General features: G+C 58.0%; 17 protein-coding genes. 14 read left to right on the top strand and 3 right to left on the bottom strand.

Annotated elements, in window-relative coordinates:
- The first annotated feature begins 27 nt into the window (after window positions 1-27).
- The 6 genes from ACKJSM_RS23570 to ACKJSM_RS23595 are packed head-to-tail and all read left to right on the top strand — an operon-like array spanning window position 28 to window position 5,992.
- Window positions 28-1,581 (top strand): sugar ABC transporter ATP-binding protein, encoded by a 1,554-nt coding sequence (locus ACKJSM_RS23570; protein ID WP_236180718.1) that lies wholly within the window; start codon window positions 28-30, stop codon window positions 1,579-1,581.
- Window positions 1,578-2,555: an ABC transporter permease gene (locus ACKJSM_RS23575; protein WP_410239007.1), complete on the top strand. Its 978-nt coding sequence runs from the start codon at window positions 1,578-1,580 to the stop codon at window positions 2,553-2,555. The genes ACKJSM_RS23570 and ACKJSM_RS23575 overlap by 4 nt, the downstream gene beginning before the upstream one ends.
- A 3-nt stretch (window positions 2,556-2,558) precedes the next feature.
- Window positions 2,559-3,578, top strand: a complete 1,020-nt coding sequence (locus ACKJSM_RS23580) for a LacI family DNA-binding transcriptional regulator (protein WP_236180721.1) — start codon at window positions 2,559-2,561, stop codon at window positions 3,576-3,578.
- A gap of 23 nt (window positions 3,579-3,601) precedes the next feature.
- Window positions 3,602-4,519, top strand: coding sequence for a ribokinase (gene rbsK, locus ACKJSM_RS23585; RefSeq protein WP_410239008.1), 918 nt, complete (start codon window positions 3,602-3,604; stop codon window positions 4,517-4,519).
- On the top strand, window positions 4,516-4,920 hold the full coding sequence (rbsD, locus tag ACKJSM_RS23590) for a D-ribose pyranase (RefSeq protein WP_410239009.1): 405 nt from the start codon (window positions 4,516-4,518) through the stop codon (window positions 4,918-4,920). Before rbsK ends, rbsD begins: the two co-directional genes overlap by 4 nt.
- Window positions 4,921-4,963: 43 nt before the next feature.
- Window positions 4,964-5,992 carry a nucleoside hydrolase gene (locus tag ACKJSM_RS23595; protein WP_236180727.1) on the top strand — a complete coding sequence of 343 codons (1,029 nt, stop codon included), beginning with the start codon at window positions 4,964-4,966 and terminating at the stop codon, window positions 5,990-5,992.
- A 33-nt stretch (window positions 5,993-6,025) separates the two neighbouring features.
- On the opposite strand, the gene ACKJSM_RS23600 is transcribed toward ACKJSM_RS23595, so the two are convergent.
- Complete coding sequence (locus ACKJSM_RS23600) at window positions 6,026-6,238, bottom strand: hypothetical protein (RefSeq protein WP_236180729.1); 213 nt, start codon at window positions 6,236-6,238, stop codon at window positions 6,026-6,028.
- A gap of 128 nt (window positions 6,239-6,366) precedes the next feature.
- Here ACKJSM_RS23600 and ACKJSM_RS23605 point away from each other — a divergent pair, with 128 nt between their 5' ends.
- Together ACKJSM_RS23605 and ACKJSM_RS23610 are read left to right on the top strand one after the other, a co-directional pair.
- The gene (locus tag ACKJSM_RS23605; protein ID WP_236180731.1) at window positions 6,367-6,672 is read left to right on the top strand and encodes a hypothetical protein; all 306 of its coding nucleotides are present in this window, start codon (window positions 6,367-6,369) and stop codon (window positions 6,670-6,672) included.
- 167 nt (window positions 6,673-6,839) lie between these two features.
- Window positions 6,840-7,157 carry an I78 family peptidase inhibitor gene (locus ACKJSM_RS23610; RefSeq protein WP_236180734.1) on the top strand — a complete coding sequence of 106 codons (318 nt, stop codon included), beginning with the start codon at window positions 6,840-6,842 and terminating at the stop codon, window positions 7,155-7,157.
- A 72-nt stretch (window positions 7,158-7,229) separates the two neighbouring features.
- Here ACKJSM_RS23610 and ACKJSM_RS23615 read toward each other — a convergent pair whose 3' ends face one another.
- Together ACKJSM_RS23615 and ACKJSM_RS23620 are read right to left on the bottom strand one after the other, a co-directional pair.
- Window positions 7,230-7,442, bottom strand: a complete 213-nt coding sequence (locus ACKJSM_RS23615) for a cold-shock protein (RefSeq protein ID WP_007956027.1) — start codon at window positions 7,440-7,442, stop codon at window positions 7,230-7,232.
- Between the two features lie 290 nt (window positions 7,443-7,732).
- Complete coding sequence (locus tag ACKJSM_RS23620; RefSeq protein ID WP_085747799.1) at window positions 7,733-8,035, bottom strand: hypothetical protein; 303 nt, start codon at window positions 8,033-8,035, stop codon at window positions 7,733-7,735.
- A gap of 371 nt (window positions 8,036-8,406) precedes the next feature.
- On the opposite strand from ACKJSM_RS23620, the gene thrS reads away from it, so the two are divergent.
- The 6 genes from thrS (at window position 8,407) to pheT (ending at window position 15,053) form a co-directional block, all read left to right on the top strand.
- A complete protein-coding gene (gene thrS / locus ACKJSM_RS23625; protein ID WP_007956031.1) occupies window positions 8,407-10,329 on the top strand; it encodes a threonine--tRNA ligase in 1,923 nt (640 codons plus the stop codon).
- Entirely contained in the window at window positions 10,329-10,880 is a 552-nt protein-coding gene (gene infC, locus ACKJSM_RS23630; protein WP_169432615.1) for a translation initiation factor IF-3, read from the top strand. Before thrS ends, infC begins: the two co-directional genes overlap by 1 nt.
- Window positions 10,881-10,940: 60 nt before the next feature.
- Window positions 10,941-11,135, top strand: a complete 195-nt coding sequence (rpmI, locus tag ACKJSM_RS23635; protein ID WP_002553160.1) for a 50S ribosomal protein L35 — start codon at window positions 10,941-10,943, stop codon at window positions 11,133-11,135.
- 30 nt (window positions 11,136-11,165) lie between these two features.
- Window positions 11,166-11,522: a 50S ribosomal protein L20 gene (gene rplT / locus ACKJSM_RS23640; RefSeq protein ID WP_002553161.1), complete on the top strand. Its 357-nt coding sequence runs from the start codon at window positions 11,166-11,168 to the stop codon at window positions 11,520-11,522.
- Between the two features lie 109 nt (window positions 11,523-11,631).
- Window positions 11,632-12,648, top strand: a complete 1,017-nt coding sequence (gene pheS / locus ACKJSM_RS23645; RefSeq protein WP_011333387.1) for a phenylalanine--tRNA ligase subunit alpha — start codon at window positions 11,632-11,634, stop codon at window positions 12,646-12,648.
- A gap of 26 nt (window positions 12,649-12,674) precedes the next feature.
- Window positions 12,675-15,053, top strand: coding sequence for a phenylalanine--tRNA ligase subunit beta (gene pheT / locus ACKJSM_RS23650; protein WP_410239010.1), 2,379 nt, complete (start codon window positions 12,675-12,677; stop codon window positions 15,051-15,053).
- Window position 15,054: the final 1 nt, after the last annotated feature.

The raw sequence follows: 15,054 nt of genomic DNA on the forward strand, positions 1-15,054 counted from the left end.
CGCCCGGGCGAGCGCATGGAGATTTTTATGTCAGTTTCCGCTCCGAACGCTGTCCTCTCGGTCAGCGGTATCGGCAAGACCTATGCGCAACCGGTTCTGACCGGCATCGACCTGACGTTGATGCGCGGTGAAGTGCTGGCGCTGACCGGTGAGAACGGTGCCGGCAAAAGCACCCTGTCGAAGATCATCGGCGGGCTGGTCACGCCCACCACCGGCCAGATGCAGTTTCACGGCAAGGATTATCGCCCCGGCAGCCGCACGCAGGCTGAAGAGCTGGGTGTGCGCATGGTCATGCAAGAGCTTAATCTGCTGCCGACGCTATCGGTGGCGGAAAACCTGTTCCTCGACAACCTGCCGAGCAACGGTGGCTGGATCAGTCGCAAGCAACTGCGCAAGGCTGCCATCGAAGCCATGGCTCAAGTTGGCCTCGATGCCATCGACCCGGACACTTTGGTCGGCGAGCTGGGCATCGGTCACCAGCAAATGGTCGAAATCGCCCGCAACCTGATCGGCGATTGTCATGTGCTGATTCTCGACGAACCGACCGCGATGCTGACCGCGCGCGAAGTCGAGATGTTGTTCGAGCAGATCACCCGGTTGCAGGCGCGTGGTGTCTCGATCATCTATATCTCCCATCGCCTGGAAGAACTGGCCCGGGTCGCCCAGCGCATTGCCGTACTGCGCGACGGCAACCTGGTATGCGTTGAGCCGATGGCCAATTACAACAGCGAGCAACTGGTCACTCTGATGGTCGGTCGCGAATTGGGCGAGCATATCGATCTAGGGGCTCGCCATATCGGTGCGCCAGCCTTGACAGTCAAAGGCCTGACCCGCTCCGACAAGGTTCGAGACGTGTCCTTTGAAGTGCGCGCCGGTGAAATATTTGGCATCTCGGGTCTGATCGGGGCGGGGCGCACCGAACTTTTGCGGCTGATCTTCGGCGCCGATATCGCGGACAGTGGCACCGTTGCACTCGGTTCTCCGGCAAAAACGGTGAGCATTCGCTCGCCAGTCGATGCCGTGCGCAATGGCATCGCCTTGATCACCGAGGATCGCAAGGGAGAAGGCCTGCTGCTGAGCCAGTCGATCAGCGCCAACATTGCCTTGGGCAACATGCCGGAAATTTCCAGCGGTGGATTCGTCAACAACGGCGATGAAACGAAGCTCGCACAGCGGCAGATCGACGCCATGCGCATCCGCAGTTCCAGCCCGACGCAGTTGGTGTCCGAGCTGTCCGGCGGTAATCAGCAAAAAGTGGTGATCGGGCGTTGGCTTGAGCGCGATTGTTCGGTGCTGCTGTTCGATGAACCGACTCGCGGTATCGACGTCGGCGCCAAATTCGATATCTATGCATTGCTTGGCGAATTGACCCGCCAGGGCAAGGCGCTGGTGGTGGTATCCAGCGACTTGCGCGAGCTGATGCTGATCTGCGATCGCATCGGCGTGTTGTCGGCGGGGCGTCTGATCGACACCTTCGAGCGCGACAGCTGGACCCAGGATGACTTGCTTGCCGCCGCGTTTGCCGGCTACCAGAAACGTGATGCGTTGCTCAACGAAGCAGCGCCTAGGGATCTCCCATGAAAACTGCATCTTCCGCCGGCAAATCCAGTGGCAATTTCTACGGCCTCGGCACTTATCTGGGCCTCGCCGGCGCATTGCTGGCAATGATTGCGCTGTTCTCGGTCATGAGCAGCCATTTTCTGTCGTACAACACCTTCAGTACTCTGGCCAACCAGATTCCCGACCTGATGGTGCTGGCGGTGGGCATGACGTTCGTCCTGATCATCGGCGGGATCGACCTGTCGGTAGGCTCGGTACTGGCACTCGCGGCCTCTACTGTCAGCGTGGCGATTCTTGGCTGGGGCTGGAGCGTGTTGCCGGCTGCCTTGTTGGGTATGGCCGTCGCGGCGTTGGCCGGCACGGTTACCGGCTCGATTACCGTGGCGTGGCGAATTCCGTCGTTCATCGTGTCTCTGGGTGTTCTGGAGATGGCCCGTGGCCTGGCCTATCAGATGACCGGTTCGCGCACAGCCTACATCGGTGATTCCTTTGCGTGGCTGTCGAACCCGATCGCCTTTGGTATTTCGCCGTCGTTCATCATTGCCTTGCTGGTCATTTTCGTTGCCCAGGCTGTTCTCACACGTACCGTGTTCGGTCGCTACCTGATCGGCATTGGCACTAACGAAGAAGCGGTGCGTCTGGCGGGGATCAATCCAAAACCTTACAAGATCCTGGTGTTCAGCCTGATGGGCCTGCTCGCCGGTATGGCGGCGCTGTTCCAGATTTCCCGGCTGGAAGCGGCCGACCCGAACGCCGGTTCCGGCCTTGAGCTGCAAGTGATCGCTGCTGTGGTGATCGGTGGCACCAGCCTGATGGGCGGACGTGGTTCGGTAATCAGTACCTTTTTCGGTGTATTGATCATCTCCGTACTGGCGGCCGGTCTGGCGCAGATTGGCGCGACTGAGCCGACCAAGCGCATCATCACCGGCGCGGTGATCGTGATCGCCGTGGTGCTCGATACCTATCGCAGTCAACGCGCAAGCCGACGGGGCTGATAAATGGCAACGATCAAGGATGTGGCGGCACTTGCAGGAATTTCCTACACGACCGTGTCCCACGTAGTGAACAAAACCCGACCGGTGAGCGAAGAGGTGCGGCTCAAGGTCGAGGCGGCGATCAAGAGTCTCGACTATGTGCCGAGCGCCGTGGCCCGTTCGCTGAAAGCGAAAACCACCGCTACCATCGGGTTGCTGGTACCCAACAGCCTCAATCCGTACTTCGCCGAACTGGCGCGCGGGATCGAGGATTACTGCGAGCGCAACGGCTACTGCGTGATTCTCTGCAACTCCGACGACAACCCGGACAAGCAGCGCAGCTACCTGCGGGTCCTGCTGGAAAAACGCATCGACGGCTTGATCGTCGCCTCTGCGGGTGGCGACAGCGGTCTGGCGCAAGGACTGGCGGGCGTAAAGACGCCGATGGTGATTGTCGACCGTGGGCTCGAAGGTGTGGATGCCGATCTGGTGCGCATCGATCACGAATATGGCGCGTACCTCGCGACGCGGCATCTGCTTGAGCTCGGTCATCGCGATATCGCCACGATCGGTGGTCCGGCCAGCACCAGCGTCGCGCAAATGCGTCAGGCCGGTTTTTGTCGCGCGATGAAAGAAGCCGGTGTTGCGGTGTCCCCGTCGCGCATGCTGGAAAGCGACTTCACCAGCACCGGCGGTTACAGCGCGGCTTCGGTCCTGCTTGAGCGCAACCCGCCGAGCGCGATCTTTGCCGGTAACGACATGATCGGCATTGGCGTGTTGCGAGCGGCGGCAGAACGTAACGTGCGGGTGCCCGCCGAGCTGTCGGTGATCGGCTTCGACGACATTCAGATGAGTCGCTACGTGTATCCAGCGCTGACGACCGTGGGCCAGTCGATCCTTCAGTTAGGTGAAATGGCGGCGGAAGTCTTGTTGCGAAGAATTGCTGCCCCGGATCTGGCGACGGATCAGCGGATCGTGACCCCGAGTATTGTCCTGCGCGAATCGACTGCACCGCTGTCCGGCGTGTTCACCGAATACCGCTGAAACGAATTGAAGAGTAGTGATGTATGTCTGCAAATGTAGTGGTAATAGGCAGTCTGAACATGGACCTGGTCACCCGGGCGCCGCGCTTGCCCCGGGGCGGCGAGACGCTGATCGGCCATTCCTTCGCGACCGTGTCCGGTGGCAAGGGCGCCAATCAGGCCGTAGCTGCCGCGCGACTGGGTGCGCAGGTGTCGATGATCGGCTGTGTGGGCAACGATGCCTATGGCGTGCAATTGCGCGAAGCCCTGCTGGCCGAGCAGATCGATTGTCAGTCGGTCAGTGTGGTGGAGGATTCCAGTGGCGTGGCGCTGATCGTGGTCGATGACAACAGTCAGAACGCGATTGTCATCGTGGCCGGTGCCAATGGTTCGATGACTCCGGCGGTTATCGACCGGTTCGACGCCGTGCTGCAGGCTGCCGACGTGATCATCTGCCAGCTGGAAATCCCCGATGCGACGGTCGGCCATGCGCTGAAACGTGGACGTGAGCTGGGCAAGATGGTCATCCTCAACCCGGCGCCGGCCAGTCGCCCGCTGCCGGCGGACTGGTTTGCCGCCATCGATTACCTGATTCCCAACGAGAGCGAGGCCGCCGCCCTCAGCGGCCTGCCGGTGGATTCGCTGGAGACCGCTGAAAAAGCTGCGGCGCACCTGATTTCACTGGGCGCTGGCAAGGTCATCATCACACTTGGGGCTCAAGGCTCATTGTTCGCCAACGACACGGGTTACCAGCATTTTCCTGCACCCCAAGTAAAGGCTGTCGATACCACTGCCGCGGGGGATACCTTTGTCGGCGGATTTGCGGCTGCGCTGGCGGCCGGCAAAACCGAGGACGAGGCCATTCGTTTCGGGCAAGTCGCTGCGGCCCTGTCGGTCACCCGGGCAGGTGCCCAGCCCTCCATTCCTACCACCTCCGACGTACAGGCATTCAAACCCGCATGAAAAAGACTCCTTTGCTCAATGTCGCCCTGTCGAGGCTGATTGCTTCTCTTGGACATGGCGACATGGTCGTGATCGGCGACGCTGGCCTGCCGGTGCCGCCGGGTGTCGAGCTGATCGACCTGGCGTTGACGCACGGCGTACCGGACTTTGTCAGTACCCTGAAAGTCGTGCTCAGCGAAATGCAGGTGGAAAGCCATGCGCTGGCCAAGGAGATTTTCGACAAGCAACCGACTGCGCTGTCCACGCTGGACGAGCTGAATAACGAAGGCTCGCTGGGGCGGCGTGACCTGCTCAGTCACGAGCAATTCAAGGTACTCAGCCGACAGGCACGAGCGATTGTTCGTACGGGCGAATGTCAGCCGTACTGCAACATCGTGCTGGTAGCCGGTGTTACGTTCTAACAGGATTCAACCCTTTCGATTTCATTTGCACAAGGAGTGCGCCATGCACCGCTATGCTCAAAAAATGCATCAACTGATTCGGAGTCTGCTGCTTTTGTCCGTTATAACCGCGACCGGCGCCCAGGCGGCAGAAAAGATCGACCTGATCATCGACACCGATCCGGGCGCCGACGACGTGGTCGCCCTGTTGTTTGCCCTGGCCTCCCCGGAGGAACTGAACATTCGCGCGTTGACCACCGTGGCCGGCAACGTGCGTCTGGACAAAACTTCGCGCAATGCCCGGTTGGCCCGTGAGTGGGCAGGGCGAGAAGAGGTCCCGGTGTACGCCGGTGCGCCGAAACCGCTGATGCGCACGCCGATCTACGCCGAAAACATCCATGGCAAGGAAGGCCTGTCGGGTGTCACCGTGCACGAGCCGAAAAAAGGCCTGGCCGAAGGCAGTGCGGTCAACTACTTGATCGACACCCTGAAAAAAGCCAAGCCGCACAGCATCACCATCGCGATGCTCGGTCCACAGACTAACCTGGCCCTGGCACTGATTCAGGAACCGGAGATCGTTCAGGGGATCAAGGAAGTGGTGATCATGGGGGGCGCCCACTTCAACGGCGGCAACATCACGCCAGTGGCCGAGTTCAACCTGTACGCCGACCCGCAGGCAGCGGAGGTGGTGCTCAAAAGCGGCGTGAAACTGACCTACCTGCCGCTGGACGTGACCCACAAGATCCTGACCAGCGATGCGCGCCTGAAGCAGATCGCGGCGCTGAACAACAATGCAAGCAAGATTGTCGGCGACATTCTCAACGAGTACATCAAAGGGGATATGGAGCACTACGGCATTCCGGGTGGTCCGGTGCATGATGCCACCGTCGTGGCTTATCTGCTCAAGCCTGAACTGTTCACGGGTCGTTCGGTGAATGTGGTCGTCGACAGCCGTGAAGGCCCGACGTTCGGCCAGACCATTGTCGATTGGTATGACGGCCTCAAGGCACCGAAGAACGCCTTCTGGGTTGAGAACGGCGACGCCCAGGGCTTCTTCGATCTGCTGACCGAGCGTCTGAAACGTCTGAAGTAAGCCATGCGCCCGCAGGTGTCAGCTTGCGGGCTTTTACTCCCTCTCGGTATCCGATGTCCCTTTGAAGTCATCGGGATACTTCTCGAACAATTGGGCAATGAACGACTGTGCGCCCTGCGGTCCCAGCGTCTTCACCAGTAAATCGATGCTGATCAATGCCAATTCTTCCGGACTGCCTGGACTGTAAGAACTGTGCCCCTGTGGCCAGGTGGCCTTGATGTCGGCGGTAATACTCACGGTAGTCATGGCAGGCTCGGTCACAGGATCTGAGTCCTGAGTTAACCACTTTGCCGAACGTTTGGCACTGCGACTTAGGCATGAGCGTGGGGCTATGCGACACTTGGTTGTTTCCGCAATAAAACAAGGATTGAGCAGTGCAGATCGATTTGAATAGCCCCGACGGCCTTAGCCTTGATGCTGTCCGCCAGATGCTGGCGTCGGCCAGTGATGATGATCACACTCAGCTGCGTGTGACCAAGGGCGGGATTGCCTATATCTCTTCGGGTGTCACTGGTGGGCAGGACATCGATGGCCTGCTGTTTCGCCTGGAGACCTGGGCTAAAGGCTCGGGATATGTGGGAAATGTCGCGGCCAGCGATGAAGTCTGGGTCATGCAGATCTTCAATGCACTCAAGGACAATTGGCCGAACCCTTCCTACGACTACATAGACGTCTACTGAACGTCATTAATATTCAGTGACGTTTTACGGGGTGATGCTTCAGGCTTGGCTAAGGCACACTCGGCGTTTTTCCGATCGTGGGGCAGGGTGATGGCACTCACCGTGAAACCAAACGCCGTATTGGCGGTCGCACGATCTCTGCTCAAAATTGAAATAAGGAGGCTTCAATGCCTTGCAAGTTCGTGTCACTGGGTGCACTGATGATCGTTGCTCTGTTGGCGGGTTGCGGTACAACCTCCAGTGAATCGCAGAAGGATCCCGTGACGACTGAGGCGGGTCATGATCGTTGTGAGGCATCAGCTGCGGAGTTCGCTCTCGGCAAGAAAGCTTCGCCGGAGCTGTTGGAGCAGGCGCGCAAGAAGGCCGGTGCGCAGAACGCTCGGTTCCTAAAGCCTAATGACATGATTACGTTGGAGTACCGCTCTGATCGCCTCAACCTCAATACCGATCAGAACTTGGTGATCACTCGCGTCAACTGTGGCTGAGCCTCTCGGGCTTTTGTTTCACCCATAAAAAACCCCGTCACATGGACGGGGTTTTTTTAGTGCGCCGGAAGATTACTCTGGGCGGACTTGTGCAGCTTGCATACCCTTTTGGCCTTTCTCAGCCACGAAGGAGACGGTCTGGCCTTCTTTCAGGCTTTTGAAACCGTCAGTTTCGATAGCTTTGAAGTGTACGAACAGGTCGTCACCGCCACCTTGAGGAGTGATGAAGCCGAAGCCTTTTTCATCGTTGAACCATTTAACGGTGCCGGTTTGGCGATTAGACATGGTGTATCTCCAAGAAACATATATTTTCAGTAGTACTGTGCTGCTCAGGCCAACTGGGCACACCGGGGTATCATAGTCGAAATGTTCGCTTTGGTAGCCCCCCGGACGTGCTGTTTGCCAATCAGTCGTGTTTTCTTTACTGCCTGTTTCGGCTGGAGGCCCCGGTTTAAAAGGCCTCGAGCGAAAAATAAAGACAATAAAAAAACCTGTAAAACCTGCATAAATCGTACGAAAAGGCCTGAATCAGATGCTTTTCAGCGGTGCTGGGGGCAGTGAAAAGGCCTTTTTCATCATTTTTTCGCCGGGGTATTGGCCTTGCATTTGGCAATTTGCCCCAGGGCTTTTTGTTGCAATTCCTGGCTGGCCTTGTTGTCCATCAGCGCCTGAATGTCACTGGCCGGATAGGATTTGATGGCATCGGCACCGCACGCGCAGTGGGATTTTGCGGCAGCGGCACCGATTTGCGGAGTGGCCGCCTGGGTGCACTGAGCCATGTATTTCTCACGCTCGCCCTTTGGCCAGTCAGCGTGGGCGCTCAGCGGCAGCAGCAAGACGAGGGGGGCGACTGCAGCAAGCAGGGTATTAAGACGCATGCGAGGATGCTCCTTGTGGGTCAATGTCTTGTTATCTGAGGGCCCGAAGGCCGATCAAGTTCAGCACTCTGGCATAAAACAGATGATTTGCCTCCCGATAAAACCACAGTGCATCGGCGACCGTTCATCTGTGCTAGCATGCCTGGCTCGGGCGTTCGCAGGCTCCGGATGACCTTCAGTCCCGGTAGCGGCAGTGCACGAATTTTCTGATTTGAATCCCAGTCACTCTGGTTCGGTTTTCCGGTTGGCCGCAAGGCTCCTGCCGCTGTAAGGCAGGCGTTCGTCATTGAATGGCCAGGATCGGATCTTGTACTGGCTCATCCCAACCCACGTGACCTTTGGTAGGGGTCACCACTAGGAGAGGAGGCGCCATGCCAACTATTACTCTTCCCGACGGCAGTCAACGTTCATTCGATCACCCGGTTTCCGTAGCCGAGGTCGCCGCATCCATTGGTGCCGGTTTGGCCAAGGCCACCGTGGCCGGCAAGGTCAACGGCAAGCTGGTCGACGCCTGCGATATCATCGACAGCGACGCGACGCTGCAAATCATCACGCCAAAGGATGAAGAGGGGCTGGAGATCATTCGCCACTCTTGCGCCCACCTGGTCGGCCATGCGGTCAAGCAACTGTACCCGACTGCAAAGATGGTTATCGGGCCGGTCATCGACGAAGGTTTCTATTACGACATCGCCTTCGAGCGTCCTTTTACTCCGGACGACATGGCGGCTATCGAACAGCGCATGCAACAGCTGATCGATACAGAATATGACGTCATCAAGAAAGTCACTCCGCGTGCCGAAGTGATCGAAGTGTTCAAGGCCCGTGGCGAAGACTACAAGCTGCGCCTGGTCGAAGACATGCCGAACGAGCAGGCCATGGGCCTGTACTATCACGAAGAATACGTTGACATGTGCCGCGGTCCGCACGTGCCGAATACCCGCTTCCTGAAATCCTTCAAGCTGACCAAGCTATCCGGCGCCTACTGGCGCGGTGATGCCAAGAACGAGCAATTGCAGCGCGTTTACGGCACCGCTTGGGCTGACAAGAAGCAGTTGGCGGCTTACATCCAGCGTATCGAAGAAGCTGAAAAGCGCGATCACCGCAAGATCGGCAAGCGCCTGGGCCTGTTCCATACCCAGGAAGAAGCGCCGGGCATGGTGTTCTGGCACCCGAATGGCTGGACGTTGTACCAGGTACTTGAGCAGTACATGCGCAAGGTGCAGCGCGACAACGGCTATCTTGAAATCAAAACGCCGCAAGTCGTTGACCGTAGCCTGTGGGAAAAGTCCGGGCACTGGGCCAACTACGCCGACAACATGTTCACCACCGAGTCGGAAAGCCGCGACTACGCGATCAAGCCGATGAACTGCCCTTGTCACGTGCAAGTGTTCAACCAAGGCCTGAAGAGCTACCGCGAGTTGCCGATGCGTCTGGCCGAGTTCGGTGCCTGTCACCGTAACGAGCCTTCGGGTGCGCTGCACGGCATCATGCGTGTGCGTGCGTTCACTCAGGACGACGCGCACATCTTCTGCACCGAAGAGCAGATGCAGGCTGAATCCGCTGCGTTCATCAAGCTGACCATGGATGTTTACCGCGATTTCGGCTTTACCGACGTCGAGATGAAGCTGTCCACTCGTCCGGAAAAGCGCGTCGGTTCCGACGAGCTGTGGGATCGCGCTGAAGCTGCGCTGGCTGCAGCTCTTGATAGCGCGGGTCTGCCGTACGATCTGCAGCCGGGTGAGGGGGCGTTCTACGGTCCGAAGATCGAATTCTCTCTGAAAGATTGCCTCGGCCGCGTGTGGCAGTGTGGTACCTTGCAGCTCGATTTCAACCTGCCTGTGCGTCTGGGAGCCGAATACGTCTCCGAAGACAACAGCCGCAAGCATCCGGTGATGTTGCACCGTGCGATCCTCGGTTCGTTCGAGCGTTTCGTCGGGATTCTGATCGAGCACTACGAAGGTGCATTCCCTGCGTGGCTCGCGCCAACCCAGGCAGTGATCATGAATATCACTGATAAACAGGCAGATTTCGTCGCTCAGGTCGAAAAAACTCTCAACGAAAGCGGGTTTCGTGCCAAGTCCGACTTGAGAAATGAAAAGATCGGCTTTAAAATCCGCGAGCATACTTTGCTCAAGGTTCCATATCTCTTGGTTATTGGGGATAAGGAAGTCGAGATGCAGACTGTCGCTGTGCGTACTCGTGAAGGTGCTGACCTGGGCTCGATGCCCGTCGCCCAGTTCGCTGAGTTTCTCGCGCAAGCGGTTTCCCGGCGTGGTCGCCCAGATTCGGAGTAATTATTATTAAGCGTGAAATGAGACAAGATAAACGAGCTGCACCGAAAGCCCCGATCAACGAGAATATCTCGGCACGCGAGGTTCGGTTAATTGGCGCTGATGGCGAGCAGATTGGCATCGTCTCGATTGATGAAGCGCTTCGTATTGCTGAAGAAGCAAAGCTTGATCTGGTAGAAATCTCTGCCGACGCAGTCCCACCGGTTTGCCGTGTGATGGACTACGGCAAATCGATCTTCGAAAAGAAGAAGCAGATTGCCGCGGCGAAGAAGAACCAGAAGCAGATTCAGGTAAAAGAAATCAAGTTTCGTCCAGGGACGGAGGAAGGGGATTACCAGGTAAAACTGCGCAACCTGGTACGTTTCCTGAGTGACGGGGACAGGGCCAAGGTATCCTTGCGATTCCGCGGCCGTGAGATGGCCCACCAGGAGCTGGGGATGGAACTCCTCAAGCGGGTTGAACAAGACCTGCTCGAGTACGGTTCGGTCGAACAGCATCCTAAGATGGAAGGACGCCAGCTGATCATGGTCATCGCCCCGAAAAAGAAGAAGTAATCAACAGGGCACGGCAGGCCTTCTGATTATGTTTATCAACTGAATGCGGAGTATCCGAACATGCCAAAGATGAAAACCAAAAGTGGTGCTGCTAAGCGGTTTCTGAAAACTGCTAACGGTATCAAGCACAAGCACGCTTTCAAGAGCCACATCCTGACCAAAATGTCGACCAAGCGTAAGCGTCAACTGCGCGGTAGCAGCTTGCTGCATCCGTCTGACGTGGCAAAAGTCGAGCGCATGCTGCGCCTTCGTTAATTTTTGGATCAAGAATAGAGGAAGTAACTCATGGCTCGTGTAAAGCGTGGCGTCATTGCCCGTAAACGTCACAAAAAAATTCTGAAACTTGCTAAAGGCTACTACGGCGCACGCTCCCGCGTATTCCGTGTTGCCAAGCAAGCGGTAATCAAGGCAGGCCAATACGCCTACCGTGACCGTCGTCAGAAAAAACGTCAGTTCCGCGCTCTGTGGATCGCTCGTATCAACGCTGGTGCTCGTGTTAACGGTCTGTCCTACAGCCGTTTCATCGCTGGCCTGAAAAAAGCGTCCATCGAGATCGACCGTAAGGTTCTGGCTGATCTGGCAGTGAACGAAAAAGCGGCGTTTGCTGCGATTGTCGAGAAAGCTAAAGCCACCTTGGCTTAAGTACCCCCGACAGTCACCCGGCCTCACCTCTGTGGGGCCAGGTGTTAAACGTCATAAATAGGGGAAGAGCCTTCAAGCTCTTCCCCTATTTTGTATCTGGAGTCTGTACATGGAAAACCTGGATGCGCTGGTCTCTCAAGCACTAGAGGCTGTGCAAAGCGCTGAAGATATCAATGCCCTGGAGCAAATCCGGGTTCAATACCTCGGCAAAAAAGGTGAATTGACTCAGGTGATGAAGACCCTGGGAAATTTGCCGGCAGAAGAGCGTCCGCAGGTCGGCGCCCTGATCAACGTTGCCAAGGAACGTGTCACAGGCGTTCTCAATGCGCGCATGGCTCTGTTTGAGGAAGCCGAACTGGCTGCCAAACTGTCTGCCGAATCCATCGACGTGACCCTGCCGGGCCGCGGTCAGACCTCCGGTGGTCTGCATCCGGTAACCCGGACTCTGGAACGTATCGAACAGTTCTTCACCCATATCGGCTACGGCATTGCCGAAGGCCCCGAGGTCGAAGACGACTATCACAACTTCGAGGCGCTCAACATCCCAGGCCACCACCCGGCCCGGTCGATGCATGACACCTTCTATTTCAATGCCAACATGTTGCTGCGCACCCATACCTCGCCGGTACAGGTCCGCACCATGGAGTCGAAAAAGCCGCCGATCCGCATCGTCTGCCCAGGCCGTGTGTATCGCAGCGACTCCGATATTACCCACTCGCCGATGTTCCATCAGGTTGAAGGCCTGCTGGTTGATCGCGACATCAACTTCGCCGACCTCAAAGGCACGATCGAAGAGTTCCTGCGGGTGTTCTTCGAGAAAGAACTGGCCGTGCGTTTCCGTCCTTCGTACTTCCCGTTCACCGAACCTTCCGCCGAAGTCGACATGGAATGCGTGATGTGCAGCGGTAAAGGCTGCCGCGTCTGCAAACAGACTGGCTGGCTGGAAGTGATGGGCTGCGGCATGGTTCACCCGAACGTGCTGCGCATGTCCGGGATCGACCCGGAAGAGTTCTCGGGCTTTGCCTTTGGCATGGGCGTTGAGCGTCTGGCCATGCTGCGTTACGGCGTGAACGACTTGCGTCTGTTCTTCGACAACGACTTGCGGTTCCTCGCGCAATTTCGCTAGTCGTAACGAATTCTTAGGAGAGCAGGATGAAATTCAGTGAACAATGGCTGCGTGGCTGGGTCAGCCCGCAGGTGGATCGCGACGCGCTGGTTGCCCGTCTGTCGATGGCCGGTCTTGAGGTCGATAGCGTTACGCCGGCCGCCGGTGTTTTCAGTGGCGTGGTGGTGGGCGAGGTGCTGAGCACCGAGCAGCATCCCGATGCCGACAAGTTGCGCGTATGCCAGGTCAGCAATGGCGCGGAAACTTTTCAGGTCGTGTGCGGTGCGCCAAACGTGCGTCCGGGCCTGAAGATTCCGTTCGCGATGATCGGTGCCGAGCTGCCGGGCGACTTCAAGATCAAGAAGGCCAAGCTGCGCGGTGTCGAATCCAACGGCATGCTGTGCTCGCAATCCGAGCTGCAGGTCGGTGAAGGCAATGACGGTCTGATGGAGCTGCCGGCCGATGCGCCGGTGGGCGAAGATTTCCGTGTTTATCTGGACCTGGAAGATGCCAGCATCGAAGTCGATCTGACTCCGAACCGTGGCGACTGCCTGTCCCTGGCCGGTCTGGCCCGTGAAGTTGGCGCGCTGTACGACGCTCCGGTCACTCGCCCGGTGGTGATGGCCGTTCCAGCGGTGCATGACGAGGTGCGCTCGGTAGAAGTTTTGGCACCTGCCGCCTGCCCGCGTTATCTGGGCCGTGTCATTCGTAACGTTGACCTGTCCAAGCCGACGCCGCTGTGGATGGTTGAGCGCCTGCGTCGCGCCGAAGTCCGCAGCATCGACGCCGCCGTCGACATCACTAATTATGTGATGCTTGAGCTGGGTCAGCCGCTGCACGCCTTCGATCTCGCCGAAATCAATGGCGGCATCCGGGTGCGCATGGCGGAAGAGGGCGAGAAGCTCGTGCTGCTCGACGGTCAGGAAGTCAGCCTGCGTAACGATACGCTGGTGATCGCTGACCACACTCGTGCTCTGGCCATTGCCGGCGTGATGGGTGGCGAGCACAGCGGCGTGTCCGCGACCACTCGCGATGTATTCCTTGAAAGTGCGTTCTTCGACCAGATCGCTGTGGCGGGCAAGGCTCGTTCCTACGGTCTGCACACCGACGCTTCGCACCGCTACGAGCGTGGTGTGGACTGGCAACTGGCCCGTGAAGCCATGGAGCGCGCCACTAGCCTGCTGCTGGAAATCACTGGTGGCGAAGCAGGTCCGATTATCGAGACCGTCAGCGAGCAGCACCTGCCGTCGATCGCGCCGATTACCCTGCGTGCGCAGCGCATCACCCAGATGTTGGGCATGGAAATGGATTCGGCCGAAGTCGAGCGTCTGCTCAATGCTTTGGGTCTGAAGGTTTCCGCCGACGGAGCAGGGCAGTGGCGCGTAGAAGTGCCGAGCCATCGCTTCGATATCAGCCTGGAAGTCGATCTGATCGAAGAGCTGGCACGTCTGTACGGTTACAACCGCCTGCCAGTTCGTTACCCGCAAGCTCGTCTGGCGCCACAGGCCAAGGCCGAAGCGCGCAGCGATTTGCCGGAACTGCGTCGTCTGCTGGTCGCTCGTGGTTACCAGGAGGCGATCACTTACAGCTTCATCGATCCGAAGCAGTTCGAGCTGTTCAGCCCAGGCGTCGAGCCGCTGCTGTTGGCGAATCCGATCTCCAATGACATGGCCGCCATGCGTTCGTCGTTGTGGCCGGGCCTGGTCAAGGCGCTGCAGCACAACCTCAACCGTCAGCAGGATCGTGTTCGTCTGTTCGAGAGCGGTCTGCGCTTTGTCGGTCAGCTGGAAGGTCTCAAGCAAGAGCCGATGATCGCCGGTGTGGTGTGCGGCAGCCGTTTGCCGGAAGGCTGGGCGCAAGGTCGCGATACTGTCGACTTCTTCGACGTCAAGGCTGACGTAGAAGCGGTGCTCGGCTTTGCCGGTGCGCTGGATCAGTTCGCTTTTGCACCGGGCAAGCATCCTGCGCTGCATCCGGGCCAGACCGCACGCATCGAGCGGGATGGGCGTGAAGTCGGCTTTATCGGCGCGATTCACCCTGAATTGTCGAAATCCCTGGGTCTCGACCGTCCGGTTTTCGTCTTCGAGCTGGTTCTGGCTGAAGTCGCTCTGGGGAAAATGCCGAAATTCCACGAGTTGTCGCGCTTTCCTGAAGTGCGCCGTGACCTGGCTCTGATTGCGCACAAAGACGTTGCAGCCTCGGCTGTGCTGGACGTAATCCGTGAAAATGCAGGTGAATGGCTGACAGACCTCAGGCTATTTGACGTGTATCAGGGTAAAGGCATTGATCCTGATAGAAAAAGCCTTGCAGTCGGCTTGACCTGGCAGCATCCATCGCGCACTCTTAATGACGATGAGGTGAATTCGACGACGCAAAACATCCTCACCTCGCTCGAACAAAGGTTGAACGCCACGTTAAGGAAGTGAC

This window comes from Pseudomonas sp. PHC1 (assembly GCF_046487845.1).
GTDB classification, from domain to species: Bacteria; Pseudomonadota; Gammaproteobacteria; order Pseudomonadales; family Pseudomonadaceae; genus Aquipseudomonas; species Aquipseudomonas sputi.

What these genes read in the sequence shown, in the direction of transcription:
- ACKJSM_RS23570 (WP_236180718.1), top strand. Translation starts at nt 28, where the DNA reads ATGTCAGTTTCCGCTCCGAACGCTGTCCTCTCGGTCAGCGGTATCGGC.
- ACKJSM_RS23575 (WP_410239007.1), top strand. Translation starts at nt 1,578, where the DNA reads ATGAAAACTGCATCTTCCGCCGGCAAATCCAGTGGCAATTTCTACGGC.
- ACKJSM_RS23580 (WP_236180721.1), top strand. Translation starts at nt 2,559, where the DNA reads ATGGCAACGATCAAGGATGTGGCGGCACTTGCAGGAATTTCCTACACG.
- rbsK (WP_410239008.1), top strand. Translation starts at nt 3,602, where the DNA reads ATGTCTGCAAATGTAGTGGTAATAGGCAGTCTGAACATGGACCTGGTC.
- rbsD (WP_410239009.1), top strand. Translation starts at nt 4,516, where the DNA reads ATGAAAAAGACTCCTTTGCTCAATGTCGCCCTGTCGAGGCTGATTGCT.
- ACKJSM_RS23595 (WP_236180727.1), top strand. Translation starts at nt 4,964, where the DNA reads ATGCACCGCTATGCTCAAAAAATGCATCAACTGATTCGGAGTCTGCTG.
- ACKJSM_RS23600 (WP_236180729.1), bottom strand. Translation starts at nt 6,238, where the DNA reads ATGACTACCGTGAGTATTACCGCCGACATCAAGGCCACCTGGCCACAG.
- ACKJSM_RS23610 (WP_236180734.1), top strand. Translation starts at nt 6,840, where the DNA reads ATGCCTTGCAAGTTCGTGTCACTGGGTGCACTGATGATCGTTGCTCTG.
- ACKJSM_RS23615 (WP_007956027.1), bottom strand. Translation starts at nt 7,442, where the DNA reads ATGTCTAATCGCCAAACCGGCACCGTTAAATGGTTCAACGATGAAAAA.
- ACKJSM_RS23620 (WP_085747799.1), bottom strand. Translation starts at nt 8,035, where the DNA reads ATGCGTCTTAATACCCTGCTTGCTGCAGTCGCCCCCCTCGTCTTGCTG.
- thrS (WP_007956031.1), top strand. Translation starts at nt 8,407, where the DNA reads ATGCCAACTATTACTCTTCCCGACGGCAGTCAACGTTCATTCGATCAC.
- rpmI (WP_002553160.1), top strand. Translation starts at nt 10,941, where the DNA reads ATGCCAAAGATGAAAACCAAAAGTGGTGCTGCTAAGCGGTTTCTGAAA.
- rplT (WP_002553161.1), top strand. Translation starts at nt 11,166, where the DNA reads ATGGCTCGTGTAAAGCGTGGCGTCATTGCCCGTAAACGTCACAAAAAA.
- pheS (WP_011333387.1), top strand. Translation starts at nt 11,632, where the DNA reads ATGGAAAACCTGGATGCGCTGGTCTCTCAAGCACTAGAGGCTGTGCAA.
- pheT (WP_410239010.1), top strand. Translation starts at nt 12,675, where the DNA reads ATGAAATTCAGTGAACAATGGCTGCGTGGCTGGGTCAGCCCGCAGGTG.